Origin of the sequence: Microbacterium sp. zg-Y625, assembly GCF_030246925.1 — a bacterium.
Classification (GTDB): Bacteria; Actinomycetota; Actinomycetes; order Actinomycetales; family Microbacteriaceae; genus Microbacterium; species Microbacterium jiangjiandongii.
On the sequence record NZ_CP126740.1, the window covers coordinates 3171531 to 3197981 of the forward strand.

32 protein-coding genes are annotated in these 26451 nt (G+C 71.9%); 28 read left to right on the forward strand and 4 right to left on the reverse strand.

Annotation, left to right across the window (positions count from 1 at the left end):
* The first annotated feature begins 61 nt into the window (after window positions 1-61).
* Complete coding sequence (locus QNO14_RS14825; protein WP_257506400.1) at window positions 62-922, forward strand: flagellin N-terminal helical domain-containing protein; 861 nt, start codon at window positions 62-64, stop codon at window positions 920-922.
* Window positions 923-1018: 96 nt separating this feature from the next.
* Entirely contained in the window at window positions 1019-2083 is a 1065-nt protein-coding gene (locus tag QNO14_RS14830; protein ID WP_257494561.1) for a sugar-transfer associated ATP-grasp domain-containing protein, read from the forward strand.
* Window positions 2084-2089: 6 nt separating this feature from the next.
* Here QNO14_RS14830 and QNO14_RS14835 read toward each other — a convergent pair whose 3' ends face one another.
* From QNO14_RS14835 to flgN, 4 genes are read right to left on the reverse strand one after another with little or no spacing between them, the layout of a single operon-like run.
* On the reverse strand, window positions 2090-2461 hold the full coding sequence (locus QNO14_RS14835; RefSeq protein ID WP_257506399.1) for a flagellar assembly protein FliW: 372 nt from the start codon (window positions 2459-2461) through the stop codon (window positions 2090-2092).
* Complete coding sequence (gene flgL, locus QNO14_RS14840; RefSeq protein ID WP_257494563.1) at window positions 2458-3339, reverse strand: flagellar hook-associated protein FlgL; 882 nt, start codon at window positions 3337-3339, stop codon at window positions 2458-2460. The genes QNO14_RS14835 and flgL overlap by 4 nt, the downstream gene beginning before the upstream one ends.
* 13 nt (window positions 3340-3352) lie before the next feature.
* Window positions 3353-4756, reverse strand: coding sequence for a flagellar hook-associated protein FlgK (flgK, locus tag QNO14_RS14845; RefSeq protein WP_257506398.1), 1404 nt, complete (start codon window positions 4754-4756; stop codon window positions 3353-3355).
* Between the two features lie 10 nt (window positions 4757-4766).
* Window positions 4767-5228, reverse strand: a complete 462-nt coding sequence (flgN, locus tag QNO14_RS14850) for a flagellar export chaperone FlgN (protein WP_257494565.1) — start codon at window positions 5226-5228, stop codon at window positions 4767-4769.
* Window positions 5229-5485: 257 nt separating this feature from the next.
* On the opposite strand from flgN, the gene QNO14_RS14855 reads away from it, so the two are divergent.
* The 26 genes from QNO14_RS14855 to QNO14_RS14980 all read left to right on the forward strand — a co-directional run bounded on the left by QNO14_RS14855 (window position 5486) and on the right by QNO14_RS14980 (window position 26436).
* The gene (locus QNO14_RS14855; protein WP_257506548.1) at window positions 5486-6268 is read left to right on the forward strand and encodes a sigma-70 family RNA polymerase sigma factor; all 783 of its coding nucleotides are present in this window, start codon (window positions 5486-5488) and stop codon (window positions 6266-6268) included.
* Window positions 6269-6353: 85 nt separating this feature from the next.
* The gene (gene fliD / locus QNO14_RS14860) at window positions 6354-7742 is read left to right on the forward strand and encodes a flagellar filament capping protein FliD (RefSeq protein WP_257506397.1); all 1389 of its coding nucleotides are present in this window, start codon (window positions 6354-6356) and stop codon (window positions 7740-7742) included.
* Window positions 7739-8122: a flagellar export chaperone FliS gene (fliS, locus tag QNO14_RS14865; RefSeq protein WP_257506396.1), complete on the forward strand. Its 384-nt coding sequence runs from the start codon at window positions 7739-7741 to the stop codon at window positions 8120-8122. Before fliD ends, fliS begins: the two co-directional genes overlap by 4 nt.
* Window positions 8119-8394, forward strand: coding sequence for a hypothetical protein (locus tag QNO14_RS14870; RefSeq protein ID WP_257494568.1), 276 nt, complete (start codon window positions 8119-8121; stop codon window positions 8392-8394). The genes fliS and QNO14_RS14870 overlap by 4 nt, the downstream gene beginning before the upstream one ends.
* A 98-nt stretch (window positions 8395-8492) precedes the next feature.
* Window positions 8493-8834 (forward strand): flagellar basal body rod protein FlgB, encoded by a 342-nt coding sequence (locus QNO14_RS14875; RefSeq protein WP_257494569.1) that lies wholly within the window; start codon window positions 8493-8495, stop codon window positions 8832-8834.
* Entirely contained in the window at window positions 8831-9223 is a 393-nt protein-coding gene (locus tag QNO14_RS14880; RefSeq protein ID WP_257494571.1) for a flagellar basal body rod protein FlgC, read from the forward strand. The genes QNO14_RS14875 and QNO14_RS14880 overlap by 4 nt, the downstream gene beginning before the upstream one ends.
* Window positions 9223-9525, forward strand: coding sequence for a flagellar hook-basal body complex protein FliE (gene fliE, locus QNO14_RS14885; protein ID WP_257506395.1), 303 nt, complete (start codon window positions 9223-9225; stop codon window positions 9523-9525). Before QNO14_RS14880 ends, fliE begins: the two co-directional genes overlap by 1 nt.
* On the forward strand, window positions 9525-11144 hold the full coding sequence (fliF, locus tag QNO14_RS14890) for a flagellar basal-body MS-ring/collar protein FliF (protein ID WP_257506394.1): 1620 nt from the start codon (window positions 9525-9527) through the stop codon (window positions 11142-11144). Before fliE ends, fliF begins: the two co-directional genes overlap by 1 nt.
* Window positions 11141-12145, forward strand: a complete 1005-nt coding sequence (gene fliG / locus QNO14_RS14895; protein ID WP_257494574.1) for a flagellar motor switch protein FliG — start codon at window positions 11141-11143, stop codon at window positions 12143-12145. The genes fliF and fliG overlap by 4 nt, the downstream gene beginning before the upstream one ends.
* The gene (locus tag QNO14_RS14900) at window positions 12135-12743 is read left to right on the forward strand and encodes a FliH/SctL family protein (RefSeq protein WP_257506393.1); all 609 of its coding nucleotides are present in this window, start codon (window positions 12135-12137) and stop codon (window positions 12741-12743) included. Before fliG ends, QNO14_RS14900 begins: the two co-directional genes overlap by 11 nt.
* Window positions 12740-14050: a FliI/YscN family ATPase gene (locus tag QNO14_RS14905; RefSeq protein WP_257506392.1), complete on the forward strand. Its 1311-nt coding sequence runs from the start codon at window positions 12740-12742 to the stop codon at window positions 14048-14050. Before QNO14_RS14900 ends, QNO14_RS14905 begins: the two co-directional genes overlap by 4 nt.
* Complete coding sequence (locus QNO14_RS14910; protein ID WP_257494577.1) at window positions 14047-14469, forward strand: hypothetical protein; 423 nt, start codon at window positions 14047-14049, stop codon at window positions 14467-14469. Before QNO14_RS14905 ends, QNO14_RS14910 begins: the two co-directional genes overlap by 4 nt.
* Entirely contained in the window at window positions 14466-15812 is a 1347-nt protein-coding gene (locus QNO14_RS14915) for an NlpC/P60 family protein (RefSeq protein ID WP_257506391.1), read from the forward strand. Before QNO14_RS14910 ends, QNO14_RS14915 begins: the two co-directional genes overlap by 4 nt.
* Before the next feature lie 13 nt (window positions 15813-15825).
* Window positions 15826-16239, forward strand: a complete 414-nt coding sequence (locus tag QNO14_RS14920; RefSeq protein ID WP_257494579.1) for a flagellar hook assembly protein FlgD — start codon at window positions 15826-15828, stop codon at window positions 16237-16239.
* Between the two features lie 23 nt (window positions 16240-16262).
* Window positions 16263-17420 (forward strand): flagellar hook protein FlgE, encoded by a 1158-nt coding sequence (locus QNO14_RS14925; RefSeq protein WP_257506390.1) that lies wholly within the window; start codon window positions 16263-16265, stop codon window positions 17418-17420.
* Window positions 17421-17545: 125 nt separating this feature from the next.
* Window positions 17546-17764 carry a flagellar FlbD family protein gene (locus QNO14_RS14930; RefSeq protein WP_257506389.1) on the forward strand — a complete coding sequence of 73 codons (219 nt, stop codon included), beginning with the start codon at window positions 17546-17548 and terminating at the stop codon, window positions 17762-17764.
* Complete coding sequence (locus QNO14_RS14935) at window positions 17764-18570, forward strand: motility protein A (protein WP_257494582.1); 807 nt, start codon at window positions 17764-17766, stop codon at window positions 18568-18570. The genes QNO14_RS14930 and QNO14_RS14935 overlap by 1 nt, the downstream gene beginning before the upstream one ends.
* Entirely contained in the window at window positions 18567-19394 is an 828-nt protein-coding gene (locus QNO14_RS14940) for an OmpA/MotB family protein (protein ID WP_257506388.1), read from the forward strand. Before QNO14_RS14935 ends, QNO14_RS14940 begins: the two co-directional genes overlap by 4 nt.
* A gap of 46 nt (window positions 19395-19440) precedes the next feature.
* A complete protein-coding gene (locus QNO14_RS14945) occupies window positions 19441-20358 on the forward strand; it encodes a flagellar motor switch protein FliM (RefSeq protein ID WP_257506387.1) in 918 nt (305 codons plus the stop codon).
* Window positions 20355-21005, forward strand: coding sequence for a flagellar motor switch protein FliN (gene fliN, locus QNO14_RS14950; protein WP_257494586.1), 651 nt, complete (start codon window positions 20355-20357; stop codon window positions 21003-21005). Before QNO14_RS14945 ends, fliN begins: the two co-directional genes overlap by 4 nt.
* 49 nt (window positions 21006-21054) lie before the next feature.
* Complete coding sequence (locus tag QNO14_RS14955; protein ID WP_257506386.1) at window positions 21055-21450, forward strand: FliO/MopB family protein; 396 nt, start codon at window positions 21055-21057, stop codon at window positions 21448-21450.
* Window positions 21447-22256: a flagellar type III secretion system pore protein FliP gene (fliP, locus tag QNO14_RS14960; RefSeq protein WP_257506385.1), complete on the forward strand. Its 810-nt coding sequence runs from the start codon at window positions 21447-21449 to the stop codon at window positions 22254-22256. Before QNO14_RS14955 ends, fliP begins: the two co-directional genes overlap by 4 nt.
* Window positions 22253-22528, forward strand: a complete 276-nt coding sequence (locus QNO14_RS14965; RefSeq protein WP_257494589.1) for a flagellar biosynthetic protein FliQ — start codon at window positions 22253-22255, stop codon at window positions 22526-22528. Before fliP ends, QNO14_RS14965 begins: the two co-directional genes overlap by 4 nt.
* A gap of 1 nt (window position 22529) precedes the next feature.
* Window positions 22530-23291, forward strand: coding sequence for a flagellar biosynthetic protein FliR (locus QNO14_RS14970; RefSeq protein ID WP_257494590.1), 762 nt, complete (start codon window positions 22530-22532; stop codon window positions 23289-23291).
* Window positions 23288-24382 carry an EscU/YscU/HrcU family type III secretion system export apparatus switch protein gene (locus QNO14_RS14975; RefSeq protein ID WP_257506384.1) on the forward strand — a complete coding sequence of 365 codons (1095 nt, stop codon included), beginning with the start codon at window positions 23288-23290 and terminating at the stop codon, window positions 24380-24382. The genes QNO14_RS14970 and QNO14_RS14975 overlap by 4 nt, the downstream gene beginning before the upstream one ends.
* The gene (locus QNO14_RS14980) at window positions 24379-26436 is read left to right on the forward strand and encodes a flagellar biosynthesis protein FlhA (RefSeq protein WP_257506383.1); all 2058 of its coding nucleotides are present in this window, start codon (window positions 24379-24381) and stop codon (window positions 26434-26436) included. The genes QNO14_RS14975 and QNO14_RS14980 overlap by 4 nt, the downstream gene beginning before the upstream one ends.
* Window positions 26437-26451: the final 15 nt, after the last annotated feature.

The window sequence follows — 26451 nt, forward strand, 5'->3', positions numbered from 1 at the left end:
CACGGATGGACTCCGGAGCCCAGGACGGGCTTCGCAACATCCCCACTCACGGAGGAACACCATGGGAATGCAGATCACCACCAACGTGTCGGCGCTCAACGCCTACCGCAACCTGTCCAGCACGCAGAACGACCTGTCGAAGTCGCTCGAGAAGCTCTCGAGCGGTCTGCGCATCAACCGTGCCGCGGACGACGCCGCCGGCCTCGCGATCTCGGAGGGGCTGAAGTCCCAGGTCAGCGGCCTCAACGTCGCCCAGCGCAACGCCCAGGACGGCATCTCGGTCATCCAGACCGCGGAAGGCGCCCTGACGGAGGTCCACTCGATCCTCCAGCGTGTGCGCGACCTGGCTGTGCAGGCGGGCAACGACTCGAACAACGCGGACTCCCGCACGGCGATCACCACCGAGGTGACACAGCTGGTCGACGAGCTGACGCGCATCTCCGACTCGACCAACTTCAACGGCATCAAGCTGCTGGACGCATCCGCTGGCGCCGCCGAGGACGGCGTCCTGAGCTTCCAGGTCGGTGCCGACGGCGCCGCCTCGAGCCAGATCACGGTCGACCTGGGCAGCGCCGACATCAAGACGCTGGCGGCCGACCTCAAGACGGCCATCGTCACCACCGACGGGTTCGAGACCCCGGCCCTGGCGGCGACGACCATCACGGCGGTCGACGCGGCCATCAAGTCCGTCTCGTCGGCCCGCGCCGACCTCGGTGCGGTGCAGAACCGCTTCGAGTCGACGATCAACAGCCTCGCCGTCTCGGCCGAGAACCTGTCGGCCGCGAAGAGCCGCATCACCGACACCGACATGGCGTCGGAGATGGTCAAGTACACCGCGTCGAACATCCTGTCGCAGGCCGGCACCGCCATGCTCGCGCAGGCGAACCAGTCCACGCAGGGCGTTCTGCAGCTGCTGCGCTGAGCACTCATCACTGGGAGGAGCCCCGCGCCGAGTGGCTCGGGGCTCCTCCTCGTGAGGGGGCCGGCTGACGCCACCCACGACCCCACTGGAGTAACCATGACGTCCGTTCCCCACCTCGGACCCCGCTTGAGCTACCTCGCGGGACGAGTGCTGCGCGTCGACGTCACTTCGCTGCTCACGCGGGCTCGCGCGGCCGCGTCCCGCCACGGCCGGCGCACCCCCGCCGTCGTACTGGACATGCTGTGGCAGGCGGGCTTCCGCGGCGTCGGATTTCAGGACTACATCGACTACGACTTCGCGATCCTCACCCGCGAGGAGCGCGCCACCTACATGACCAATCCGGTCTCGAACCGGCTGTCGCTCACCTTCGACGATCCGGCCTATCGCCACGTGTTCCACGACAAGGTGCAGTTCAACCGCACCTTCGACGCCCACCTGCACCGCGAGTGGATGGTCATCGAACCCGGCAACGCCGAGGCCCTCCGCACCTTCGCCCTGCGCCACGGCACGATCGTGACGAAGGAGCCCCTCGGGCACCAGGGCCGCGGCGTGCACCGCTACCACGTGGCCACCGTCGACGACTGGCCGGCGTTTCACCGAGGACTGCTCGCCCGGGGCGAGATCCTCGTCGAGCAGGTCATCCGCCAGCATGACCAGCTGGCGGCGCTCTGCCCCGGCACCGTCCACACCACCCGGGTCACGGCGTTCTTCGACGGCGAGACGACGCACATCCTCGCGATGGCGCAGAAGTTCGGCCGCGGCGCCGTCAGCGACCAGAACAGCTTCGGCGGCTTCTACGCCATGCTCGACGAATCCGGCCGGGCCACGGGCGCCGGGTACGACTCCCACAACCGGGTCTACGAAACCCACCCCGACAGCGGCATCCGCATCTCCGACTTCCAGCTCCCGATGTTCGACGAGGTGATCGCCTTCGTCGATCGCGTCGCGCGCATCGTGCCGCAGGTGCGGTACGTCGGCTGGGACATCGCCGTCACGCCTCAGGGCCCCGTGCTCGTCGAGGGCAACTGGGCCGCGGGCGTCTACGAGAACAAGCCGAGCGCCACCGGCATCCGCACCGGGCACAAGGGCCGGTACCTCTCGGCGATCAACTCGGCACGGCCCCACACGCGCGACCGTCGCGCCGCGCTCGTCGCGGCGTAGACCGCGTCAGGCCAGAAGGGCGCGCACGGGCAGATCCTGCCCCTCGAGGATGACCTGCGCGGCATCCCCGGTGTGACGGTTCAGCACGACGGGCGCCAGCAGGTTCACGCCCACACCCTCGTCCGTCATGTGCGCGACGACGAAGAGCTGGGCGTCGTCAGACGACCGCAGTCCCAGGCCGGTGGCCTGGCTGTCGGAGAGCACCGGCGCGTAGTCCGGCACCACCGCGCCCGGGTCGAGGACGAACAGGCGCACGTCGGGGTCCTGCACCGCGCGGAGCGCGAAGAGCCCGCCCGATTCCGAGACCGGGTCGAGGGTGAACGTCGTGTGCGGCGCGAGGCCCGGAGGGGGCGCGACGAAGCGGACCGCGGCGCTCATCGCAGGAACTCCATGAGCGTCGGCTGCAGCACGCGACCGGTCACGGCGAGCGCGGACTGGTAGACGAGCTCCTGCGCGCGGAGCTTGACGAGCACCTCGACGGTGTCGACGTCCTCCACCGCTGCGCGTCGCGCCTCGAGCGAGACCGTGGCATCCAATGTGGCCTCCTTGGCCCGCTCGATCTGCGACTGCCGGGCGCCCACCGCGCCCTGCACCCCGAGCATAGTGTCCAGCCTCGCGTCGACCTCGCCCAGTCGGGAACCCACGTTGACCCCCGAGCGGAGGTCTCCGACGATGGCGTCGACGAGCGCGAAGACCGAGCCCGCGCCCTCTCCGAAGACCTCGGCCCCGTCCGCGTCGACGCGCACGGTCTGCCCGTCCGAGACCCGGCGGTGCACTTCGGCACCGGGCGTGCCGGTGAAGGAGTAGTCCGCCGCGAACGCCGGGCGATCCGAGGTGCCGGCGAACACCGAGCGTCCCAGCACCGTCGTGTTGGCCTGGGAGAGCAGCTCGCTGCGCAGCCCCTCGAGCTCGACGGCGATCGCCTCCCTCGAGGCGGCATCCATCGCTCCGGTGTTGGCGCCCTGCAGCGTCAGGTCGCGCACGCGCCCGAGGAGCGAGGTGGATGCCGCAATGGCGTTGTCCACCGTCGTCACCCATGCCAGGCCGTCGTCGATGTTGCGCGCGTACTGGTCGGTGCGGCGCTGCGCGGCGTGCAGATCGAGCGTCGCGGCGGCGGCCGCGGGGTTGTCGGAGGGGGCGGCGAACGCGCGCTGCGACGTCGCCTGCGCCTGCAGCCGGGCGAGGTCGCCGAGGCCGTTCTGGAGGTTCCGCAGCGCGGTCTGCGTCATCGCCTGCGATGTCACTCGATTGATCATGCTGCTCCTGGTGTCAGCGGCCGACGAGGCCGGTGCGGTTGATGAGCACGTCGAGGGCTTCGTCGACGGCGGTCATGACGCGAGCGGCCGCCTGGTAGGCGGTCTGGTACATCAGCAGGTTCACCGTCTCCTCGTCGGTGTCGACGCCGGCGACCGACTGCTGGGCGGCGACGGCGGCCACCGCGCCCGTCTCGGCCCTGGTCGCGCGTCCGACATCGGCGGCCGTGTCCACGGCGAGCCGCGAGACCACGTCGGCCCAGAACGCATCCGGTCCGTCCGCGCGCTCCCCGATGCCGGCCAGCGCGTCGGCGTTGCCACCGTCGAGGGCTCCGGCCCCCGGGGCGGCGAGCGCCAGCTCGCTGCGGCCGGTGGGAACGACGGCGAGGCCCAGCGCGGCGGGAGCGCCCGCCGCCAGCGAGAAGAAGTCGCCGCCGGGTGCGCCGGCGGCGGTCGTCCCCTGCCGGTGCTGGGCGTTGACGGCTTCGGCGAGCGCCGCCGCCAGGCCGTTGTGCGAGTGCGCGAGACCCGCCAGCACCCCGCCCTCGTCGGCGGGCGCGATCACCGAGAGCAGGCCCCCCAGCTCGCCGCTGGAGACGACGACGGCCGCGCCGCCCTCCCAGCGGACGGTCGTCGGCGTTCCGGCCTCGATCGACGGGGGCCCGTCGAGGGTCAGGCGCCGAGCATCGGCCCCCGAGACGAGGGCGTTGCCGTCGAGCCGCAGCGTCATCGTGCCGTCCTGCTCGATCGTCCCCACGGCCCCCGAGAGCCGGGCGACGCCCTGCGCGAGCACGTTGCGCCGGTCGACGAGCTCGTTCGCCGACGCGCCGGATGCCAGGGTGTCGCGGATCGCGCCGTTGAGCTCGGCGATCTCCGCGGCGGCCGCGTTGACCTGCGCCACCATGACCCCCGCGGCATCCCGTGCGTCGGACCACTGCTTTGCGATGCCGCGGTATCCGTCGGCGATCTGCGCGACCAGCGTCTCGGCGCCGGTGAGCACCACGGCGGCGGCCGCGGTCGAATCCGGCGCGTTCGACAGGTCCTGCCAGCCGGCCCAGAACGTCGCCAGCCGGTCGGAGAGCCCGTTGACGGTCGGCTCGGCCAGGGTCGCCTCGGCGGAGACCGCCGCGCTGGCCCGCGTGGACCAGTACCCCGACGAGGCCAGCGTGTCGCGCACGCGGGCGTCGAGCACCCCGTCGCCGAGGCGCGCGATCCCGTCGACCGACACCCCCTGCCCGGGCTGCACGCCCACCGCGAACTTTCCCGCGACCGCGACCGCGCCGACGGCGGAGGTCTCGAGGCGCTGCCGGGTGTAGCCCTGCGTGGACTGATTGGCGATGTTCTGCCCCACGAGGTCCATGCCTCGACGCGCCGCGGCCAGCGCGCTGGACGCCGCGTTCAACCCACTGAATGTCGACATGGCGCCGTCCTCACATCTGCTTGTCCACGATGCGAGCGGTGTCCTCCCGAACCCGCTCGCCGCGTGTGGTGTATTCGCCGGTGCTGGCGGCGAGACCGGCCAGCATCTCCTCCACCGCGCGCGCTCCGGCGCGCAGGTGCACTTCGTTGGAGTCCTTGAGCTGGGCGACCTCGGACATGCGGGCGGTCAGTGCCACCCGGTGCTCGGCGAAGACCTCGCGCCAGGCGTCCGACGGAGCAGCATCGATCAGCTCTGCCAGCGTCGCGGCATCCGGCACGCCCCACTCGCGTCCGACGGAGGCGACCTCGACGTCGCGTCCGAGTCCCGACACGCGCAGCTGCTCGAGCACCTGCTCGATCTCGCGGGTGGCGAAATGGATCCACCTCACGCTCCCCGCTTCGAGGAGCAGACGCTGCTCCTCGAGCTTGAACAGCAGCAGTTCCAGCAGCTCCCGCTCCTGCCAGAGCTGCATCGACAACTCGTTCGCTCCCACTACATCTCCCCCATCAAATGACCGTCGGGCACGTTCCGCGGCTTGCTCCCCAGACTGCATCTCCCCATGATGACCGCAGTCAGCGGCTCGTTTTTCCCTATCGGCCGGGATGGCCGTAGCGTAATCACGGTTTTCGTGAGAGGTTTCTCATAATCGCCTCATAGGTGATGGACAGGTTTGCTTTCCCGCTTCCCCCGCGCGGTGAGCAGCATCAGCAAGAGAGGCACGCAATGCGCATGCAGAACCGCGAAGAGCGCAACCGTCTCATCGAAGACAACCTCCCGCTGGTGGGTCACCTGGCCCGCGATCTGCACGCCCGGGCCACCCACGTCTCGCTGGAAGAGCTCGCGGCGGTGGGCGCCCTCGCCCTCGTCACGGCGGCCGAGGCGTTCGATCCCGCCCTCGGGGTGCCGTTCGGCGCCTACGCGCGCCGGCGCATCGTCGGCGCCTTCGCCGACGAGATGCGCTCGATGGACTGGGCCAGCCGCGGCATCCGCAAGCGCATCAAGGAAGTCACCGCCGTTCGCGAGACGCTGACCTCCGCGTTCGGCCGCACCGCCACGCCCGACGAGATCGCCACCACCATGGCGCTGCCGCGGGAATCGGTGGTCGAGTCGCTCCACGACGCCGCCCGCACGGTCACGAGCCTCGATGACACGTCGGCACTGAACGTGCCCGCCGCCGTCGCGCTCCCCGAAGAGTCGGCTGTGCTGCAGGAGCGCCGTGAGGTGCTCACCCGGGCCGTGGACGCGCTCCCCGAGCGCATGCGGGCCATCATCGAAGCGGTCTACGTGCACGAGCGGCCGGTCAAGGAGATCGCCGAGCAGCTCGGCGTCAGCCACTCCGCGGTCTCGCAGCAGCGCGCCGAAGCCATCCGGCTGCTCCGCGACGCGATGGAGCGCTTCCACCTCGACGAGGGCGCGGCCCCCACCTCACGGGTCTCCGAAACCACCCGCGAGGCGTACTTCTCGCGCATCGCCGCGACCGGTCCGTCCGGACGCATCCCTGCCGCCGTCTAACAGTCCCGCGCTTCCTGCCGATAGGCATCTGCGGACAGCCCGGGTTCTCCCGGCGTCCGCACACCTGCGACAGGAAGGGGAGCGCATGGGCCTCTCGTTCGACGGCCTCGCCTCCGGCCTCGACACCACCGCCATCATCGATGCGCTGATGGACGTCGAGGCGATCCCCCGCACGCTGCTGAGCAACAAGTCCGACGACCGCAAGCTCGTCATCTCGCAGCTGCAGTCGCTCAACACCGCGTTGCAGAAGCTGCTGACCAGCGCGAAGGATGCCACCGGCGCCACCGCGCTCGCTCAGGTGAAGGCGACCAGCTCCGACCCGTCGGTCACACTCGTCGCGAAGCCGGGGGCCACCGCGGTCTCCACCCAGGTCGTGGTGGATCGCACCGCCACGGCGCACACCGTCGTCAGCCGCGCCATGACCGGCTTCACCGCAGACCCGCTCGTGCTCACGGTCGAGAGCGCGTCGGGTGAGCTCGTCGAGGTGCGTCCCGCCTCGTCAGCCCCCGCCGAGGTCGCCAGAGCCCTCAGCGCCGCCGGCGCCGGCATCGTCGCGTCCGCCGTCTCGGCCGGCGCCGACGGCAGCGGGCAGGCGCTCTACCGCCTGCAGGTCACCGCCACCGAGACCGGGGCCGCGGCCGCCTTCCGGGTGCACCTCGGCGACGCCGCCGCCGTCGCTGCCGGCACCGCCACCGATCTCGCGGGCGAAACGGGCGCCGCGGTCGTCACGCAGGGCGCCGACGCGCAGGTGCGGCTGTGGGCGGGCACCGCCGCCGAGCAGGTCGTGACGTCGCCGAAGAACACGTTCACCGAGATGTTCGCCGGCGTGGACGTCACGGTCTCGAAGGCCGACACCGCTCCCGTCACGGTCTCCGTCGCCGCCGATCCCGCCGCCCGAGCCAAGGCCGCCGGCGATCTCGTCGGCCAGGTCGCCGCCGCACTGTCGGGCATCGCGAAGGGCTCCGCCGCGACCACGCCCACCGGGGCCGGGGGCACGACGACCCTCGGCGTGTTCACCGGCGACAGCACCGTGCGCGCCCTCCGACAGGCGCTGACCGACGCGGTGCAGCTCCCGATCGACGGGGTGTCACCCTCGACGATCGGCATCTCCGTGGACCGGTACGGCGCGCTGTCGTTCGACGAGAAGAAGTTCCTCGCGGCCCTCGAGACCGACCCGGCCGCGGCGGGGGCCCTCTTCGCCGGCGTCGCCGCCCGCGTGCAGGAGGTCAGCGACCAGTACTCCGACAAGTACGACGGGCTGCTCACCGCCCGCATCACGGGACAGCAGAGCGAGGTCAGCCGCATGTCCGACCAGCTCGAGCGCTGGGACCTGCGGCTCGACCAGCGGCGGGCGACGCTCGAGCGGACGTACGCGTCGCTGGAGACGATGCTCTCCCGCCTGCAGGCGCAGTCGTCCTACCTCACCTCGCAGCTGGCGAGCCTGCCCTCGAACTCCGACGGAGGCAGCTCATGAACGCCGCCCTGAAAGCCCAGCAGCGCTACCGCGAAGAGGCGATCCTCTCGGCGAGCCCCGAGCGCCTGGTCACGATGCTGTACGACCGGCTGCTGCTGGATGTGGCACGGGCCGAGGCCGCACAGCGTGCGGGCGCCTGGGAGACGGCGAACGGCGAACTGCAGCACGCGCAGAGCATCGTCACCGAGCTCTCGTCCTCCCTCGCGCCCTCGTGGTCCGGCAGCGCCGAGCTGCAGGCGGTGTACGCGTACCTGACGCGCACCCTCATCGGCGCCAACATCGGCCGGGACCCCGAGCGCACCCGCGAGTGCCATGAGCTGATCGCGCCCCTGCACGAGGCATGGCACGCCGCGGCGTCGGCGACGGTGTCGGGATCATGAGATCGGATGCCGCCTGGCTGGCGCTGCTGGAGCGTTTCGAACGGGATCTCGACGAGACCGCCGGCGACCCGACACCCTGGACCCCGATCCTGCACCGCGCGCCCCTTCCGGCGGAGCTGGTCGACCGCGCGACCCGCCTCGTGCAGCGGCAGGAGCAGCGCATGGCGCGCCTGCGCGAGGAACTCGCGGTCACCCGCGGGCACCTCGACGCGATCGGCATGGTCCCGCCGCTTCGGGAAGACGGAGCGGCATACGTCGACGTCAGCGGCTAACGGCGGCGGCGGCGCGGCCGATAGGAGTTCGTGAGCAGGGATCGCTCACCCCTTCGGCCACGGATCGGCCACGTCAACCGGCGACGGAAACGGCTTTCGTGTTCGATTCAGTGACCACCACCGCGCTCACCAGCGCGCTCGACGGGCTCTCGCAGCGTCAACGCGCCATCGCGGACAACATCGCCAACGTCAACACCTCGGGGTATCGCGCGAAGGTCGTGGCCTTCGAAGACGCCCTCGCCGCCTCGGTGGCGCGCGGCGACGGCGACGTCGCCCCCGCCGTGACCGAGTCCCGGGCCGCGACGCGGCTGAACGGCAACAACGTCAACCTCGACACCGAGACGCTGACCAATATCGAAACGGTGCTGCGCTACCAGTTCGCCTCCCAAGCGGTGGGCGGAACGTTCAGCTCCGTGCAGACCGCCCTGAGGACGTCATGACCTTCGACGCCATCGGCATCGCCGGCTCGGGGCTCACCGCCCACCGCACCTGGCTCGACGCGCTGAGCGACAACATCGCCAACATCAACACGGTGACCTCGACCGACGACGACGCGTTCCGCCAGCGCTACGTCGCCGTGCAGGCGGACGGCGACGGGGGCGGCGTGCGCGTCGTGGGCGCCGAGCTCGGCGACGGCGAGGGCCGGCTCGTCCACGAGCCCACCCACCCGCTCGCCGACGCAGACGGCTACGTCCGCTACCCCGACATCGACCTCGGTGAGCAGATGGGCCACCTGATCATGGCCCAGCGCGGCTACCAGGCCAGCGCCGCGGTGGTCGACCGCGCCAAGACGACCTACGAGGCCGCCCTGCAGATCGGACGCCGCTGATGCCCTCGATCCCCTCCATCGACGCGATCGCGTCGTCGATCCCCCTCCCCGTCGCACCGCCCGCGCCCTCGCCGGCCGGGGACGGGGCCTTCGCCCAGAGCATCACCGGTGCCGTCGATGAGCTGCGCGCCCTGCAGTCCACGTCGAACGAGCTGGCCGTCGCCGCCGTGACGGGCGACCTCGACGACATCCACTCCGCCATGATCGCGTCGTCCCGCGCCTCGGTCACGCTCGAACTCATCTCCGCCGTGCGCAACAAGGGCGTCGACGCCTTCAACGAGATCATGCGGATGCAGGCCTGATGCCTGCGGCGGTCACCTCCCTCTTCAGCCGCCTGCGTGGCACGGTGGGATCGTTCACGGTCGCTCAGCGGACGATCGCCGTCATCGGCATCGCCGCACTCACCATGGGAGCCTTCGCCATCGCGAGCTGGCTCGCCCGGCCCACCCTCACACCGCTGTTCACCGGGCTGAGCGCCGCCGATGCGAGCGCCGTGGTCGAGCAGCTGCGGGCTTCGTCGGTGGGGTACGAGCTCACCGACGGCGGGTCGACCGTGCTCGTCCCCGAAGCCGTCGTCTACGAGCAGCGGCTCGCTGCCGCCGTCGCGGGGCTCCCCAGCGCCGGCTCGAACGGCTACACCCTGCTGGACGAGATGGGCGTCACCAGCTCGGAGTTCCAGCAGTCGGTCACCTACAAGCGCGCGATCGAAGGCGAACTCGCCCGCACGATCTCGGCGCTGGAGGGGGTGTCGACGGCCTCGGTGCAGCTCGCGATCCCCGAAGAGAGCGTCTTCGTGTCGGAGACCGTCGACCCCACCGCATCGGTCTTCATCGAGACCGCCGACCGCGCCACGCTGTCGTCGGCGCAGGTGGATGCCATCATCCACCTCACCTCCGCCTCGGTCAGCGGCATGAAGCCCGAGAACGTCGCCGTCGTCGACCAGGCCGGGCACACGCTCTCGGCCGTCGGCGCCGGGTCGGGAGGGGGTGCCGGCGAGCAGGCCGGCGCCTATGAGACCCGCCTCACCGCCGGCATCCAGCAGATGCTCGACACCGTGGTCGGGGCCGGCAACGCCACCGTCACGGTCGCGGCGGAGATGGACCAGGCCACCAGCGAGCGGATCGACGAGACGTACACGCCCGTCGAGGGCGAGGCGTCGACGAGCGAGCAGACCAGCACCGAGACGTACAGCGGCCCGGCAGCGGGCACGGGAGTGCTGGGGGCCGAGGCCGCCGCGGCCGCCCAGGGCGGTGCGGGCACATACGAATCCACCCAGTCGACCCGCAACAGCGTCGTCAACAAGTCCGTGGAGAGCACGACCACCCCGGCCGGTTCCCTCCGGCGGCAGACCGTGGCCGTCGCCGTCGACGCCACCGCGGCCGACGCCGTCGACGTCGACCAGATCGAGGCTCTCGTGGCGTCGGCGGCGGGGATCGTCCCGGGGCGCGGCGACGATCTGACGGTCGAGCTCGTCACGTTCAGCGACGCCGACGCCGTCGCCGCCCAGGCGGCGCTGGATGCCGCGCGCGCGGCCGAAGAGGCGGAGCGTCAGGGCGAACTCACCCGCACCGCACTGATCGTGGGCGCGGTCGCCCTGGTGCTCATCCTGGCCGCCGTCACCGGCATCACCGTCGCACGGCGGCGCGCGAAGGCGGCATGGGCGGCGCAGTCCACCGTCGCGCCGCTGCAGCTCGACCCCGTCGCCGACCCGTTCGGCGCCATCGTGCACGGCACGGCCCCGCAGCTGGAGGCACCAACGGTGCCGCTGCCGCTGCTCGACCTCGAGCCCGATCCCGAGCCGGAGCCCACCCAGATCACCCTCGACCGCCGCCGCGCCGAGCTCGGCGACTTCGCGCGCAGGGACCCCGCCCGCACGGCCGATCTGCTGCGCAGCCTCATGCGGGACAGGCAGGACGCATGAACGACCTCAACGGCACGCAGACCGCGGCGGTCGTGATGATGAACCTCGACCGCGCCCTCGCCATCGAGGTGATGAAGCACCTCACCGAGGAGGAGGCCGAGGGGATCGCCGCCGAGATCATCCGGCTGAACCGCCTGGATGCCGAGACGACCGCACGTGCCCTGTCGGACTTCCACCGCATCGTGCAGGGGCACCTGCCCCCCGCGCGCGGCGGCCGCGACATCGCGGCGGGGCTCCTCGAGGCATCCTTCGGCACCGACCGCGCCGCCGGGGTGCTGACGAAGGTCTCGTCGGCGATGACGGGTTCGTCGTTCGACTTCCTCATCGCGGTCGAACCCGCGCAGATCGCCAGCGCCGTCGACGGCGAGCTGCCGCAGACCATCGCCCTCGTGCTCGCGCACCTCCCCGTCGATCGTGCGGCCGCCGTGCTGGCGGAGCTGTCGGACCCGGTGCGCACCGATGTCGCCCAGGCCATCGCGAGCATGGGGACGGCGTCGCAGGATGCCGTGGCCATCGTGGCCGAGGCGCTGCGCGCCCGGTCGGGGGCCTTCGCCACCCGCGACGCCCCCGACGTGCTCGGCGGCGTGCAGCCCCTCGTCGACATCATCAACCGCTCGGACGCCGCCGTCGAGAAGGCGCTGCTGGCCAACCTCGAGGCACGCGACAGCGACCTCGCCGAAGACATCCGCTCGCGCATGTTCACCTTCGCCGACGTCGTCGTCCTCGACGACCGCGACGCGCAGCGGGTGCTGCGCGGCATCGAGATCCGCACGCTGGCGCTGGCGCTCAAGGGCGCCCCGCCCGCCGTGGCTGCAGTCATCCGCCGCAACATGTCCGAGCGCAACCGCGAGACCCTCGACGAGGAGTCGCAGGCGCTCGGGGCGGTGCGCGTGTCGCAGGTCGAGGAGGCCAGGGCCGAGATCGTGCGCACGATCCGCGCCCTCGAGGCCACCGGCGACATCCGCGTGGAGCGCGGCGACGAGGAGGAGTATGTCTCCTGACGTCTTCAGCCCGCTGGCGATCCCGCGGCTGTCCGGGCCCGCGGAGCACACCGAGCGGGAACGCGCACGGCAGCGCGGTCACGCGATGGGGTACGCCGAAGGCATGCGCGCCGCAGGCGAGGCGGCGGTGCGCGAAGCGGATCGGGCCGCACGCGAGCGCCGTGCGCAGCACGAAGAACTGCGCACGGCGGCCGCGGCCGCCTTTTCCGCGCTCGAGCGCGCCGCGGCCTCCTTCACCGAACGTGCCGAGGCCGTGGCCGCGCTCTCCGAGGACCACGTGATGCGCCTGGCCGTCGAGCTCGCCGAGACGATCCTCGCCGCCGAGGTCGCCGAGGCGACGCGATCGGCGCTCACCGCCTCATCACGGGCGCAGGGGATCCTGGCACCCGGCGACGAGGCGACCGTGGTGCTCAGCCCCCGCGACCTCGCGACGCTCGACCGGCTGGGGGCGCAACGGCCCGACGGCACGCGGTTCGAGGCCTCCCCCGAGCTGTCCCCCGGCGACGCCGTGGTGCGCCTGCGCGACGGCGAGGTGGATCTGCGCGTCGCGACGGCCCTGGCGCGGGCGCGGGCGGCCCTGGCGGAGGTCGCGCCATGAGTCGGTGGTCGGCGGTGCTCGAGGCGGCGCTCCCGGAACGCTCGGGCAGCGTCTCGCGGATCCTCGGGCTCAGCGTCGAGGTGCGCGGGCTCACCGCGGCGGTGGGCGACGTCGTCACGATCGCCGGCGAAGTCGCCGCCGGCGAGGTCGACGCCGAGGTGGTCGCCGCCGAGGAGGGAACCCTCCGATGCATGCCGCTGTCGGCGACGAACGGCATGCGGATCGGCGCGCGCGCGACGGTCGCGTCGGGCAGGCTCCGCGTGCCGGTGGGACCCCCGGTCCTCGGGCGCATCATCGACGGTCTCGGACGCCCCCTCGACGGGCGCGGCCCGCTCCAGGCCCGCCGCGTCACCCTCGACCACGACGCCCCTCCGGTCATGGAGCGCGCGCGCATCGCCGCGCCGCTGGCATCGGGCGTGCGGGCGATCGACACCCTCAGCCCGATGGGCCGCGGCCAGCGCATGGGCCTGTTCGCCGGCTCGGGTGTGGGCAAGTCGTCGCTGCTGTCGATGATCGCCCGCGGCTCCGCCGCCGACGTGAACGTCATCGCCCTCGTCGGCGAGCGCGGCCGCGAAGTGCGCGAGTTCATCGAGGACGACCTCGGCGAGGCGGGGCTCGCCCGCTCGGTCGTGGTGGTGTCCACCTCTGACCAGCCGGCTATGGCGCGCCTGCGAGCGGCGTTCACGGCCACCCGCATCGCCGAGGCGTTCCGCGACGACGGCGTCGACGTGATGCTCATGATGGATTCCCTGACGCGCGTGGCGATGGCGCAGCGCGAGATCGGGCTGGCCGCCGGTGAGCCGCCGGCGACGCGCGGCTACCCGCCCTCGACCTTCCCCGTGCTGGCGAAGCTGCTCGAGCGGGCCGGCAACGACCGCCAGGGCTCCATCACCGGGGTGTACACCGTGCTGGTGGACGGCGACGACCACAACGAGCCGGTCGCCGACACCGTGCGCTCGATCCTCGACGGCCACATCGTGCTGGACCGCTCCCTGGCCATCACCGGGCATCACCCCGCCATCGACGTGCTCGCCTCGGTGTCGCGCCTGGCGGGCAAGGTGACATCCGCCGAGCAGCAGCAGCTCGCCGCGACGCTGCGCACCGTGCTCGCGGCACGCCGCGACGCCCACGACCTCATCGGCATCGGCGCCTATCAGGCCGGTGCCGATGCGCGAGTGGATGCCGCGATCACCCACCAGCGCGCCCTCGATCAGTTCCTCACCCAGTCGCTGGACGAGCAGGCCTCGGCCGAGGACTCGTGGCAGCGGCTGAGGTCGCTCGTCGCGGCGTTCGGGGACATCTCGTGAGCCGCCCCTTCCGCCTCGCGGGGCTGCTGCGCGTGCGCGGCCTGCAGGAGCGCGCCGCCGCCGAGCACCTCTCGCGCGCGGCCCTCGAGCACACGCGCACGCAGGCGCGGGAGCGCGAGCTGCGCGCCGCCCTGTCGAGCACCTCCGACGTCGCCGTCGACGTCCGCGCGCTGGCCGCCCTCGCCGCCTCGCGCGTGGCCTCGCGCGGCCTGCTGGCCGACCTCGCCCTGCTCGGCGACCTGCAGCAGACCACCGTCGACGATGCACGGGCGCGCCACGCAGCCACCCGCGTCGATCAGCGCGGACTCGCGCGGCTCGCCGACGCGCACACCGAGCGCGAGCGCGCCCACGCGCTGCGCGCCGAGCAGGCGGAACTCGACGAGATCGCCGTCAGACCCCCGACCCAGGAGACGTCATGAGCGTTGTCACGGCGCTTGCGCGCATCGACGAGATCGAGCAGCGGATCAGGTCGCTGTCGGTCGAACCCGCGATCCCCGCAGCGACCGGGGCGACCACCGCCGGCGCGACCGCGAGCGCCGGGGCGTTCGCATCGGCCGTCGAGCAGGTCCGCAGCACCCTGGCGCTCGGGGACGGCACCGTCACAGGCGAAGACATCGTCGCCCAGGCCGAGAAGTACCTCGGCGTGCCCTACGTCTTCGGCGGCGAGGATGCCACGGGCATGGACTGCTCCGGGCTCGTGCAGCGGGTGCTCGCCGACCTCGGCATCGACGCGCCGCGCGTGGTGCAGGACCAGTCCGGCATCGGGGTCGAGGTCCCCTCGCTCGCCGAAGCACGACCGGGTGACCTGCTCGTCACCAACGGCGAGAAGCACATCGTCATCTACGCCGGCGACGGCAAGATCATCCACGCGCCGAGCCCAGGCAAGAACGTCGAGCTGCGCAACAACTACCTCACCGACGCCGACATCCAGACCATCCGCCGCGTCGTCCCCGAGGCCCAGGCGGCCCCCGCAGCGACCGCGGTCGCGCCGGCAGCCCTCTTCGCCTCGGCCCTGTTCGGCACGGCCTCCGCGCCGGCATCCGCGCCGGCTTTCGCTGCCGCATCGACCCCGGCGTTCACTGGAGCATCCGCCACCGCGTTCGCCGGCCCGACAGCCGCCGCCTCGTCGGCCGGGGCGCTGCGCTCGGTCCCCGTTGCCGGCACGTCCGCGGCCGCGTCAGCAGGCGCGGCGGGTGCGGGCACCGACTCCACGGCAGCCGCCGCGAGCGGCGTCACGGCCCCCGGCACCGCCGACCAGGTCGCCGCGCCACCGTCGCCCGCCGCGGCCGCCTCCCCCGCGCGCACCCCCCTGGCCCAGCAGATCACCGCCCCCGTGCTCTCGCTGGCGCGCGCCGACGACGGGCAGCACACGCTCACCCTGCGGGTGTCGCCCGAGACCCTGGGCCCTGTCACGGTCACCGCCCAGATCTCCGGCTCATCCCTCACGATCGAGCTCGCCTCGCCGTCGGACATGGGCCGCGAGGCCCTGCGCGCCCTGCTCGTCGATCTGCGTCGCGACCTGGCGGCGCTCGCCCCGAACGCGTCGATCCTGCTCGCCGCTGCCGACACCGCGGCGGGCGGCGGCCCGCAGAGCCAGACCGGCGCCTGGTCCGGCGGGTCCGCGTCCGGCTCGGCCTCGTCGGGTCAGCAGGACGCGCGGCCCGAGACGGCGCCGCACGGCAGCCGCCAGCCTGCCGCCGACGCGCCCCCTGCTGCCCCTCCGCCCCCCGTGCCCGGTTCGGGCATCGACCTGTTCGCCTGACACCGAGGAAGCCATGCCCACCATCGATCCCGTCGCCGCCGTGTCATCGGCGCCCACGACCGCGCTCCCCGCCGCCCCCAAGCAGAGCCTCGACAGCGAGGTGTTCCTGCATCTGCTGGTCACGCAGATGAAGAATCAGGACCCCAGCTCGCCGCTGGACACCAACGAGATGATGGCGCAGACGACGCAGCTGGCCATGATGGAGCAGCTCACCGCGCTCTCCGACAGCTTCAGCGAGAGCTTCGCGCTGAGCATGCGCCAGGCCGCGGCCGCGCTCGTCGGGCAGCATGCGTCGTACGTCGACGCCGATGGCGTCACCCAGTCGGGTCTCGTCTCCAAGGTCTCGTTCGAACAGGGCGTCCCCACCGTCACCATCGGCGACGCCACCGTGCCCCTCGACGCCGTCTCCGGCGTCACCGCTTCCTGAAACCACCTCCAGAAGGGCTTGTCATGCTCCGTTCGCTCTACGCCGGGATCTCCGGCCTCCGCTCGCACCAGACCATGCTCGACGTCACGGGTAACAACATCGCGAACGTCAACACCGTCGGGTTCAAGGCGGGTTCCGTCCAGTTCCAGGACACGCTGTCGCAGATCGTGCAGAACTCCCGCACGCCGCAGGCCGACGCCGGCGGCACGAACGCCGCCCAGGTGGGCCTCGGCACGCAGGTCGCCGGCATCCGCACGAACTTCACCCAGGGCTCCCGGCAGGCCACCGGCGTCGCCACCGACCTGATGATCGCCGGCGACGGGTTCTTCGTCGTGCGCAACGGCGCCGAGACGCTGTACACGCGCAACGGCGCGTTCTCGTTCGACGCCTCCGGCCGCATGGTGACCGGCGACGGTGCCCTCGTGCAGGGATGGACGGCCGCGGACGGCGTCATCACGACCGGCAGCCCGGTCGGCGACATCTCGCTGCCCGTCGGCGCCACCTCCCCCGCCCAGGCTACGAGCTCCGCCAGCGTGAAGGGGAACCTGCCGTCCGACGCCGCCGTCGGCGAACAGCTCGTCCGCGACATCACGGTCTACGACGCCCAGGGGGCGGCGCGTCAGCTGGCGCTCACCTTCACCCGCACCGGCGCGGGCTGGGACGTCACCGACGGTGCCGCGACGACGTCGCTCGCCTTCGCCGACGGCAAGCCGACCGGTGCGGCCTCGATCGTCAGCGGCGGCGTCGCCGTCGACCTCTCGCAGGTGACCGGCTTCGCCGATCTGCGCACGGTCGCGCTCACCGGCCAGGACGGACGCGCCCCCGGCAGCCTCGTGTCGTACACGATCTCGGCCGACGGCAGCCTGATCGGGTCGTTCAGCAACGGCGCATCGGATGTGCTGGCGCAGGTCGCGCTGGCGACGTTCGACAACCCCGAAGGGCTGGAGAAGACCGGCTCGTCGCAGTACCGCTCCGGCGCCAACTCCGGCGCACCCACCGTGGGCGCCGCCGGGGCCGATGGCTTCGGCGACCTCGCGAGCGGCTCACTCGAGATGTCGAACGTCGACCTCTCGCAGGAGTTCACGAACCTCATCGTCGCCCAGCGCGGCTTCCAGGCGAACGCGCGCATCATCACCACGAGCGACGAGGTGCTGCAGGAGCTGACCAACCTCAAGCGATGACGACGACGGGGCGCGGCTAACGGATGCGCGCCCCCGGCCGACAGTCCCTTCGACGGCCGACGCCGCACGGCGCCCGGCTGGACGACGCCCGCACCGCCCCGACGCACCCAGAAGGAGGAAGTCGCATGATCGTCCTCACGCGTCTGAATCGGGTGCGGTTCGCTGTGAACCCCGACCTCATCGAGCGCATCCAGGAGTCGCCCGACACCACGCTCGTACTCGTCGACGGCGCCACTTTCGTCGTGTCAGAGTCGATGGATGCCGTGATCGAGAGCGTCGTGGAGTTCCGCGCCCGGGTGCTGGCCACCGCTGCGGACCGGCGCACCTCGGAGGGCGAGGACTGATGGACCCGTCCCTGCTCATCGGCATCGCCATCGCCTTCGGCGCGCTGCTCGCGATGATCAGCCTCGAGGGCGCGCACGTGAGCGCCCTGCTGCTGCCGGCGCCCATGGTGCTGGTGTTCGGCGCGACCATCGCGATCGGCATCGCGGGGGGCACGGTCGCCGACGCACGCGAAGCGGTGCGGGCGCTCCCCCGCGCCTTCCGCGGACTCAAGGGATCCACCGACGACCTCATCGCGAAGGTCGTCGGCTACGCCGAGACGGCGCGCATGCAGGGTCTTCTCGCCCTCGAGAACGCCGTCGCCGACGAGAAGGATCCGTTCGTCCGCCAGGCGCTGCAGAACATCGCCGACGGAACGGATGCCGACGACCTGCGCGTCGTCATGGAAGACCAGGTGGCGACCACCGCCTCGCACCGCCGCACGGCGGCGCGGTTCTACTCGACCCTCGGCGGCTACGCCCCGACGGTCGGCATCGTCGGAACCGTCATCTCCCTCACCCACGTGCTCGAGAAGCTCGACCAGCCCGACACCCTCGGACCGCTCATCGCCGCCGCCTTCGTCGCCACCCTCTGGGGGCTGCTGTCGGCCAACTTCATCTGGCTGCCGATCGGCACCCGGCTGCAGCGTCTGGCCGAGATCGAGATCGACCGGATGACCCTTCTCACCGAGGGGATGCTGGCGGTGCAGTCCGGCAGCCCGCCGCACCTCGTCGAGGAGCGCATGCGGGCGCTCGCCCCCGAGGCGCCGGCGAAGTCCCGGCGGCGTGCGACCGAGAAGGCACCCGAGAGCGCAGACGAGACAGCATGAGCGTGCGACCGCGTCGCCGCATTCCGGTCCAGGGCCATGATGGCCCCGACGAGCGCTGGATGGCGTCGTACCTCGACATGGTCACCGTGCTCATGTGCATGTTCATCGTCATGTTCGCGATGTCCACGGTGGATCAGGACAAGTTCGAGGCCCTGCGCTCGTCGCTCGCGACCGGCTTCGGCGCCGAGGTGTCCGAAGCCACCGACGTCTCTCAGGGCGTCATCGTGCCGCCCGAGCTGCTCGACGAGGCGGGCGAGGGGTTCACCGTGGTGCAGCCCGCGCCCTCAGCCGTCGAGCTCGGCGCCGAAGCCGAATACGAGGCCCTCGCGGACCTCCGCACCCGTCTGCAGGAGGCGCTGGATGCCCGCGGGCTGGGCGACGCGGCCACCTTCACGATCGATGAGCGGGGCCTGACGATCGGGCTGATCAGCGCCGAGACGTTCTTCGCCACGAACAGCGCCGACCTCAGCGACAAGGCACGCGCCGTGCTGGATGCCACCGGCGGGGTGCTCGCCACGGTCACCCACCAGATATCGGTGGAGGGCCACGCCGACCACCGGCCGCCGATGGCGCCGTTCACCGACAACTGGGAACTCTCCGGGGCACGATCCACGGGCGTGCTGCGCTACCTCGTCGATCAGCAGGCAGTGGGCGGCGAGCGCATCACCTCCGTCGGCTTCGGGGCCTCCCGGCCGCTGGCCGAGGGGTGGAGCGAGAGCGCGATGGCCGCCAACCGACGCGTCGACATCGTCGTGCTGTCCGGCGCCGACGACGCGGTGCGGGCCCTCCTGCCACAGGTGGCGGCGCAGCACTCCCCGCAGTGACCCGGCCGCCCTTACATCCGGCGGCCGTCGCCCGATAGTCCCTCTCGTGCACAACGACGACCGCGCGCACGCCGCGTCCGAACCGGGGGGCCCGGAGCGCTACGACTTCGGCCGCCCGGCCGCGCTGTCGCGCGAGCACACCCGGGCCCTCGCGGGGGCGTTCGACGTCTTCGCGCGGCAGTGGGCCATCCAGCTCACCTCCAAGACGCGCCTGCGTGCCCACATCGCCGTCGAGCGGGTCACCCTGGAGACTTACGACGAGTACGTGGCGACGGTCCCTCCGACGACCACCCTCGTGGTGTGCGCCGCCGAGGGCTCGGACGACCGGGGGATCGTGGAGTTCCCCCTGCACACCGCGCTGTCGTGGATCGTGAAGATGCTCGGCGGCGACGCGTCCGGCCGCGTCGAGGCCCGCGCGCTCACCGCGGTCGAGCAGGCGCTGCTGCGCGCACTCATGGACGACACGCTCGGGCACCTGCGCGGCGCCTTGGGCGCCCTGCTGCCGCATGAGTTCACGGTGAGCACGGTGCAGTACAACGCCACGTTCGCCCAGATCGCCTCGGCGCAGGACCTCATCGTCGTCGCCCGCTTCTCGATGCGCTTCGCCGACCGCACCGAAACGGCCAGCGTCGCACTGCCGGCGGCCGCCCTGCTCGAGCGCCTGTCGCACACGGCTTCGTCGCCCGACGCGGCCGCCGACCCCGCCCTGGTGCGTCGTCATGTCGAGGAGACGCCGGTGGAGCTCACCCTCCGGCTGGCGCCGCGCGGCATGACACCCAGCGAGGTGCTGACCCTCGCGGTCGGCGATGTGATCCCGCTTCCCCATGGGCAGGATCGCCCCCTCGACCTCGCCGTCGGCGACCAGGTCGTCGCCGCCGCCGCGGTGGGTTCCCACGGCGCGCGGCTGGCCTGCGTCGTCACCTCCTCCCCCCTGTCCCACTCCCTCGTCGAGGAAACGAAATGACCAGCACCACCGCCCATGAGTTCGCTGCCGCCGCCGCCTTCGCCGACCGCCTGCCGACGGCCGGCCGCACGACCGTGCGCCCCGGCGCGGTGTCGAGCGAGACCGGCGACGCCGTCATGGTCTCGTCGGTCGGCGACACCAGCGCCGCCCTGGCGGTGCTGATCCTCGACGAGACCGTCCTCATCGACGGCAGCCCGCATGCGCCCCTGACCGAGCGCCTGCACGACTCGCTCGAGGCGGCGGCGACCGCATTCGGCCCGTGCGTCCTCGGCGCCCCCGTCATCGGCGACGCGTCAGCGCTGTTCTCGCACCCCTCCGCGCAGGTGTTCGACCTCGTGGACCAGGGGGACCGCACCATCGGCCGGCTGGCCGTGCGTGTGACGCACTCGCGCACCGCCTCGCCGCGTCGCCTGCAGCGCATCGCGGGCGTCGAGATGGACCTCACGGTCGAGGTCGGCCACACCCGGATGACGGTGCGGGACGTGCTGGATCTTGAGCCGGGGCGCATCGTGGAGCTCGACCGCTCCGCAGGGGCGCCCGCCGACGTCAAGCTCAACGGCCGCCTCATCGCGCACGGCGAGATCGTCGTCGTCGACCAGGACTACGCCGTGCGCATCACGCGCATCATCGAGAACGCCGAGGTCTGAGCTGGACGATCTGCTCCTCGCCCTCCGCGTCGTCGTCTCCCTCGCCGCGGTGCTCGGCGCGCTCTGGTTCATCCAGCGCCGGGTTACCCGCGGTTCCGCGGGGCGGGCGGTCCTCCAGCCCATTCGCGTCATCGCGAAGCAGACGCTGGGCGCCAAGGCGCAGCTCGTCGTGGTCGAGGTCGACGACGCACGCTATGTGCTCGGCGTGACCGAGGGCGGCCTGTCGGTCATCGACCGCCTGCCCGCCGCCGCCCTGCAGCAGTCCACCGTCACCGCCGATGCGAGCGACCGCACGGACGACCGCGAGCTTCCCGCACCCCTGCCGCTGCGCCGCGCCGAGCTGCGCAGCATGTCGTCGAACACCCTGTCGGGCCGAGCGATCGGCCGGCACGCCCCGCCGGCCCGCACCGCCGCACAGGCGCTGCGCCGGGCATTGGGCGCATGACCGGCATCCGGCGGTCGCCCTGGTGGCTGCGGTCGCTCATCGCCGTCGCCCTCGTCGCCGCGGGCCTGCTGCTCCCCCTGGGCGGTGCCGCCCCCGCATACGCCGACGTCGTGGAGCCCACCCCGCCCGCGACCGGCGGGGTCACCGTCGACATCAACGGCATCGACGGCACGCCCTCGGCGTCGATCCTCACGCTCATCGGCATCACACTGCTGTCGGTGGCCCCGGCGCTGCTGCTGATGATGTCGTCGTTCACGAAGATCTTCGTGGTGCTCGCGATGACCCGCAACGCGCTGTCCCTGCCCACGATCCCGCCGAACCAGGTGCTCTCGGGCCTGGCCCTGTTCCTGTCGCTGTTCATCATGTGGCCGGTGCTCACCGACATCAACGCCGTTGCCGTGCAGCCGTACGTCGACGGCGGCCTGACGTTCACCGACGCCGTCGCGCTGGGCGCCGATCCGCTGCGCACATGGATGCTCGCCTACACGCGCGAGGAGGATCTCGCGCTCATGACGAGGTTCGCCGGCTTCGACAACCCCGCGGCCGCCGCGGACGTGCCACTGCAGACGCTCATCCCCGCATTCATGATCTCGGAGCTGCGGGCCGCCTTCATCATCGGCTTCGTCATCTTCGTGCCGTTCCTGGTGATCGACCTCGTCGTCGCGGCGGCGCTCATGTCGATGGGCATGATGATGCTCCCGCCGGTCATGATCTCGCTGCCCTTCAAGATCCTGCTGTTCATCCTCGTCGACGGGTGGGGTCTGATCCTGCGCACGCTGGTGGAGAGCTACGGGGGCACCGGATGACCCCCGAAGCGGTCCTCGACATCGCCATGCAGGGCCTGGTCATCGCCGCGAAGCTCGCCGCTCCCCTCCTCGTGACCGCGCTCGTGGTCGGCTTCGCGATCTCGCTGCTGCAGTCGATCACGCAGATCCAGGAGGTGACGCTGTCGTTCGTCCCCAAGGCGGTCGCCGTCGCCATCGCCCTGGTCGTCTGCGGCAACTGGATGATGTCCGAAGCGATCGCGTTCACCCTCGGCATGTTCGACCGGGTGCCGCACCTGCTCTCCGGCGGCTGACGTGTTCATCCCCATCGACTACGCCTGGCTCGAGGCCACCGGCCTCGCGGCGGTGCGCACGACCGCATTCCTCTTCATCGCCCCGCCCTTCTCGTACGGCGCCTTCCCCGCCCGCATCAAGGCCATGCTGGGGGTGGGGCTCGCCGTCGTCGTCAGTGGCAGTGTGGCGGCGCCGTACGAGGTGCTCGACACGGCGGGCTTCCTCGGGGCGCTGGTCATCCAGGTGGTCGTCGGGGCGCTGCTGGGACTGCTCGTGCTGGTCTGCTTCTCGGCGGTGCAGTCCGCCGGCAGTCTCATCGACGTCTTCGGCGGCTTCCAGCTCGCGCAGGCGTTCGATCCCCAGATGCAGGTGAACGGCGCGCAGTTCACCCGCCTGTTCCAGATCACGGCGCTGGCCCTGCTCTTCGCCTCGAACGGCTACCAGCTGATCCTCGCCGGGCTCGTCCGCAGCTTCACCGCCGTCCCCGTCACCGGGATGCTGGATCTCAGCCGTCCCGCCGACCTGATCATCGACACCGTCTCGCAGATGATGCTCTCCGCCGTGCAGATCGCCGGTCCCCTGCTGCTCGTGCTCTTCCTCGCCGACGTGGGACTGGGTCTCATCACCCGCGTCGCCCCCGCGCTCAACGCCTTCGCCATGGGCTTCCCGGTGAAGATCCTCCTCACCTTCCTGCTGGCCGGCAGCGTCGTCCTCGCTCTGCCCACGATCGTCGGCGCCCTCGCCGAGGACGCCCTCGGCCTCTTGACGGGGGGCACGCGATGAGCGGCGGCGGCGACTCCGGGGAGCGCACCGAGAAAGCCACCGACCGGCGGCTGCGCGAGGCACGGCGCAAGGGCAAGCTGACGCGCAGCCAGGACTTCACCGCCTGGCTCGGCATCGCCGCCGCGGGTGCGATGATGGCGACGGCGATCGGCGCGGCCGCCGACGTCGGCGGCGAGCAGTTCGTCGCCATCACCTCGGTCATCCGCAATCCCGACCCGCAGGCGGCGGTCGCGGTGATGCAGTCCGCCCTGGCATCCATCGCGTCGGTGCTCGTCCCCCTGCTCGGGGCGGTCGCGGTCGTGACGCTCATCGGCGCCGTCGCCCAGGGTGGCGTGCACCTGCGCGGCATCCCCGCCCGCTTCGAGCAGTTCAACGTGCTCAACGGCGTGAAGCGCATCTTCGGCGTGCAGGCCCTCTGGGAGGGGGTCAAGTCGCTGCTGAAGACCGCCGCGATCGGCCTGTCGCTCTACGCGATCATCGCGGGCCTCGTCCCGGTGCTCACCGCGAGCGGCTCCCATTCGATCGCGCACCTGCTCGAGGTGGCATCCTCGGGCGTCGCCTCGCTGCTGATCACGGCCGTGGCGGTGGGGATCGCCCTGGCCGTCCTCGACGTGCTCGTCGTCAGGCGCCGCAACCAGAAGCACACCCGCATGACCAAGAAAGAAGCCCGGGACGAGCACAAGCGCAGCGAAGGCGACCCGCTCATCCGCGGCCAGCGCCGGGCCCGCCAGCTCGCCCTCAGCCGCAACCGCATGATCGCAGCGGTGGGCGACGCCGACGTCGTGCTGGTGAACCCCACGCACGTCGCCGTCGCGCTGCGCTACGAGCCGGGCAAGTCCGCTCCGCGGGTCGTGGCGAAGGGAAGCGGGCTCATCGCCGAGCGCATCCGCGACCGCGCGACCGAGGCCGGCGTGCCCCTCGTGCGCGACATCCCGCTCGCCCGCGCCCTGCACGGGGCCTGTGCGCTGGGACAGGAGATCCCCGCCGATCTGTACACCGCCGTCGCCCAGGTGCTGGTCTTCGTCGACACCCTCAAACGTCGCGGCTCCGCCCGCGGCGTGCACACCCTCCCACAGAGGAAGAACACATGAAGAACATGCTGAGCATGTCCGCCGTCCCCATCGGCGTGGTGGGCATCATCATGCTCCTGGTGGTCCCCATCCCGCCGTTCCTGCTGGATGCGCTGATCATCCTGAACATCCTGTTCGCCCTGCTCGTGCTGCTGACGACGATGTTCGTGAAGAAGCCGCTGGATTTCTCCGTCTTCCCCTCGCTGCTTCTGGTGGCCACGCTCTTCCGGCTCGGGCTCAACGTCGCCTCGACCAAGCTCGTGCTCGGCGAGGCGCACGCGGGTCAGGTGATCGACGCCTTCGGCGCGATCGCCGTCGGCGGCTCGCTCGTCATCGGCATCGTGGTCTTCCTCATCCTCATCGTCATCCAGTTCGTCGTGGTGACCAAGGGCGCCGAGCGCGTCGCCGAAGTCGGCGCGCGCTTCACCCTCGACGCGATGCCGGGCAAGCAGATGGCGATCGACGCCGACCTGAACGCGGGCCTCATCACCGACGCCGAGGCGCGCCGCCGCCGCGCCGAGGTCGCCGCCGAGGCGGACTTCTACGGTGCGATGGACGGCGCGTCGAAGTTCGTCAAGGGCGACGCCATCGCCGGCCTCGTGATCATCGTCATCAACCTCGTCGGCGGCATCGCCATCGGCGCCACGATGCACGGCATGGAGATCGCCGAGGCGATCGACACCTACGCCATCCTCACCATCGGCGACGGGCTGGTGACGCAGATCCCGGCGTTGCTCATGGCCGTCGCGACCGGCATGATCGTGACCCGCTCGAACGCCGAGGCCGAGATGGGCACCGAGGCGGGGGCGCAGCTGGGGCAGTCGCGCAACGCCCTGCTCATCGCCAGCGGCGCCGGCGTCGTGATGTCGTTCATCCCGGGGATGCCGATGGTCCCGTTCCTCGTCATCTCCGCCCTGCTGCTGTTCGCGGCTCAGCGGGTGAAGGCCGCCGAATCCCGGCGGGCCGAGGAGGACGCACCGGCCGCCGACGCCCCCGCGGCCGCCGATGCCACCGAGGACCTCATCGAGCGCATGCGCGTGCACTCCCTGGAGATCCTGCTGGCCCCCGACATCGTCGACCTCGTCACGGGCGGCGGCCCCGACGACCTTCTCGCCCGCGTCAAGTCGCTGCGGCGCAAGACAGCCGCCGAGCTCGGCCTGATGGTGCCGCCCGTGCGCACCCGCGACAGCATCGAGCTGCCCGCCTCGACCTACGTCATCCGTGTCGCCGGCGTCGACGTCGGAACCGGCGTGGCGCCCCGCGGATCGCTCCTCGCCCTCGGACAGGGGCTCGACGCGTTGCCGGGCACGTCGTTCCCCGAGCCGGTGTTCGGCATCGACGGCAAGTGGGTTCCGCTGGAGATGCGCCACAGCGCGGAGCTCGCGGGGGCGACGGTCATCGACCGCGCGAGCGTCATCATCACCCACCTCTCCAGCGTCATCCAGACGCACGCCGCGCGCCTGCTGAGCCGCGAAGACGTGCGCCAGCTGACCGACGCCCTCCGCCAGGTGAGCCCCGCGGCCGTGGAGGAGCTGACCCCGGCGCTGCTGTCGCTCGCTGAGATCCAGCGCGTGCTGCAGGGGCTGCTCGCCGAGCGGGTGGCCATCAACGACCTCGTGCGCATCTATGAGGCGCTCGCTCTGCGCGCGAAGACCACCACCGAGCCCGAAGCGCTCATCGAGGCGGCGCGCGCGGCGCTGGGTCCGGCCGTGGCCGCCCGGTTCGCGGAGGGCGGGCGCCTGCGCATCGTCATGATCAACCCGCTGCTCGAGCAGTCGATGCTCGAAGCGCTGCGCCCGGGCGAGGACGGCGTGCACATCGCCTTCGATCCGCACCGCCTGGAGGCGGTCGTGGAGTCCACCCGGGCGGCGGTGGCCTCGGCCGGTGCGGGGCCGGAGCCGGTGCTGGTCTGCGCACCCTCGCTGCGCCCGGCCGTCCGCCGGCTCGTGTCGGCGCAGACCGACGGGCTGCCGGTGCTGTCGTACACCGAGGCCACCGCCGGGGGTTTCACGATCGACACGGTCGGGGTCGTCCGCGACGCCGCGAACGACTCCCACGCGATCAACGTCGCCTGAGCCGAAGTAGGGTGA

Excerpts from the sequence above, each read along its gene's own strand:
- QNO14_RS14825 (WP_257506400.1), top strand. The coding sequence starts at position 62 with ATGGGAATGCAGATCACCACCAACGTGTCGGCGCTCAACGCCTACCGC.
- QNO14_RS14830 (WP_257494561.1), top strand. The coding sequence starts at position 1,019 with ATGACGTCCGTTCCCCACCTCGGACCCCGCTTGAGCTACCTCGCGGGA.
- QNO14_RS14835 (WP_257506399.1), bottom strand. The coding sequence starts at position 2,461 with ATGAGCGCCGCGGTCCGCTTCGTCGCGCCCCCTCCGGGCCTCGCGCCG.
- flgL (WP_257494563.1), bottom strand. The coding sequence starts at position 3,339 with ATGATCAATCGAGTGACATCGCAGGCGATGACGCAGACCGCGCTGCGG.
- flgK (WP_257506398.1), bottom strand. The coding sequence starts at position 4,756 with ATGTCGACATTCAGTGGGTTGAACGCGGCGTCCAGCGCGCTGGCCGCG.
- flgN (WP_257494565.1), bottom strand. The coding sequence starts at position 5,228 with ATGCAGCTCTGGCAGGAGCGGGAGCTGCTGGAACTGCTGCTGTTCAAG.
- QNO14_RS14855 (WP_257506548.1), top strand. The coding sequence starts at position 5,486 with ATGCAGAACCGCGAAGAGCGCAACCGTCTCATCGAAGACAACCTCCCG.
- fliD (WP_257506397.1), top strand. The coding sequence starts at position 6,354 with ATGGGCCTCTCGTTCGACGGCCTCGCCTCCGGCCTCGACACCACCGCC.
- fliS (WP_257506396.1), top strand. The coding sequence starts at position 7,739 with ATGAACGCCGCCCTGAAAGCCCAGCAGCGCTACCGCGAAGAGGCGATC.
- QNO14_RS14870 (WP_257494568.1), top strand. The coding sequence starts at position 8,119 with ATGAGATCGGATGCCGCCTGGCTGGCGCTGCTGGAGCGTTTCGAACGG.
- QNO14_RS14880 (WP_257494571.1), top strand. The coding sequence starts at position 8,831 with ATGACCTTCGACGCCATCGGCATCGCCGGCTCGGGGCTCACCGCCCAC.
- fliE (WP_257506395.1), top strand. The coding sequence starts at position 9,223 with ATGCCCTCGATCCCCTCCATCGACGCGATCGCGTCGTCGATCCCCCTC.
- fliF (WP_257506394.1), top strand. The coding sequence starts at position 9,525 with ATGCCTGCGGCGGTCACCTCCCTCTTCAGCCGCCTGCGTGGCACGGTG.
- fliG (WP_257494574.1), top strand. The coding sequence starts at position 11,141 with ATGAACGACCTCAACGGCACGCAGACCGCGGCGGTCGTGATGATGAAC.
- QNO14_RS14900 (WP_257506393.1), top strand. The coding sequence starts at position 12,135 with ATGTCTCCTGACGTCTTCAGCCCGCTGGCGATCCCGCGGCTGTCCGGG.
- QNO14_RS14905 (WP_257506392.1), top strand. The coding sequence starts at position 12,740 with ATGAGTCGGTGGTCGGCGGTGCTCGAGGCGGCGCTCCCGGAACGCTCG.
- QNO14_RS14915 (WP_257506391.1), top strand. The coding sequence starts at position 14,466 with ATGAGCGTTGTCACGGCGCTTGCGCGCATCGACGAGATCGAGCAGCGG.
- QNO14_RS14920 (WP_257494579.1), top strand. The coding sequence starts at position 15,826 with ATGCCCACCATCGATCCCGTCGCCGCCGTGTCATCGGCGCCCACGACC.
- QNO14_RS14925 (WP_257506390.1), top strand. The coding sequence starts at position 16,263 with ATGCTCCGTTCGCTCTACGCCGGGATCTCCGGCCTCCGCTCGCACCAG.
- QNO14_RS14930 (WP_257506389.1), top strand. The coding sequence starts at position 17,546 with ATGATCGTCCTCACGCGTCTGAATCGGGTGCGGTTCGCTGTGAACCCC.
- QNO14_RS14935 (WP_257494582.1), top strand. The coding sequence starts at position 17,764 with ATGGACCCGTCCCTGCTCATCGGCATCGCCATCGCCTTCGGCGCGCTG.
- QNO14_RS14940 (WP_257506388.1), top strand. The coding sequence starts at position 18,567 with ATGAGCGTGCGACCGCGTCGCCGCATTCCGGTCCAGGGCCATGATGGC.
- fliN (WP_257494586.1), top strand. The coding sequence starts at position 20,355 with ATGACCAGCACCACCGCCCATGAGTTCGCTGCCGCCGCCGCCTTCGCC.
- fliP (WP_257506385.1), top strand. The coding sequence starts at position 21,447 with ATGACCGGCATCCGGCGGTCGCCCTGGTGGCTGCGGTCGCTCATCGCC.
- QNO14_RS14965 (WP_257494589.1), top strand. The coding sequence starts at position 22,253 with ATGACCCCCGAAGCGGTCCTCGACATCGCCATGCAGGGCCTGGTCATC.
- QNO14_RS14975 (WP_257506384.1), top strand. The coding sequence starts at position 23,288 with ATGAGCGGCGGCGGCGACTCCGGGGAGCGCACCGAGAAAGCCACCGAC.
- QNO14_RS14980 (WP_257506383.1), top strand. The coding sequence starts at position 24,379 with ATGAAGAACATGCTGAGCATGTCCGCCGTCCCCATCGGCGTGGTGGGC.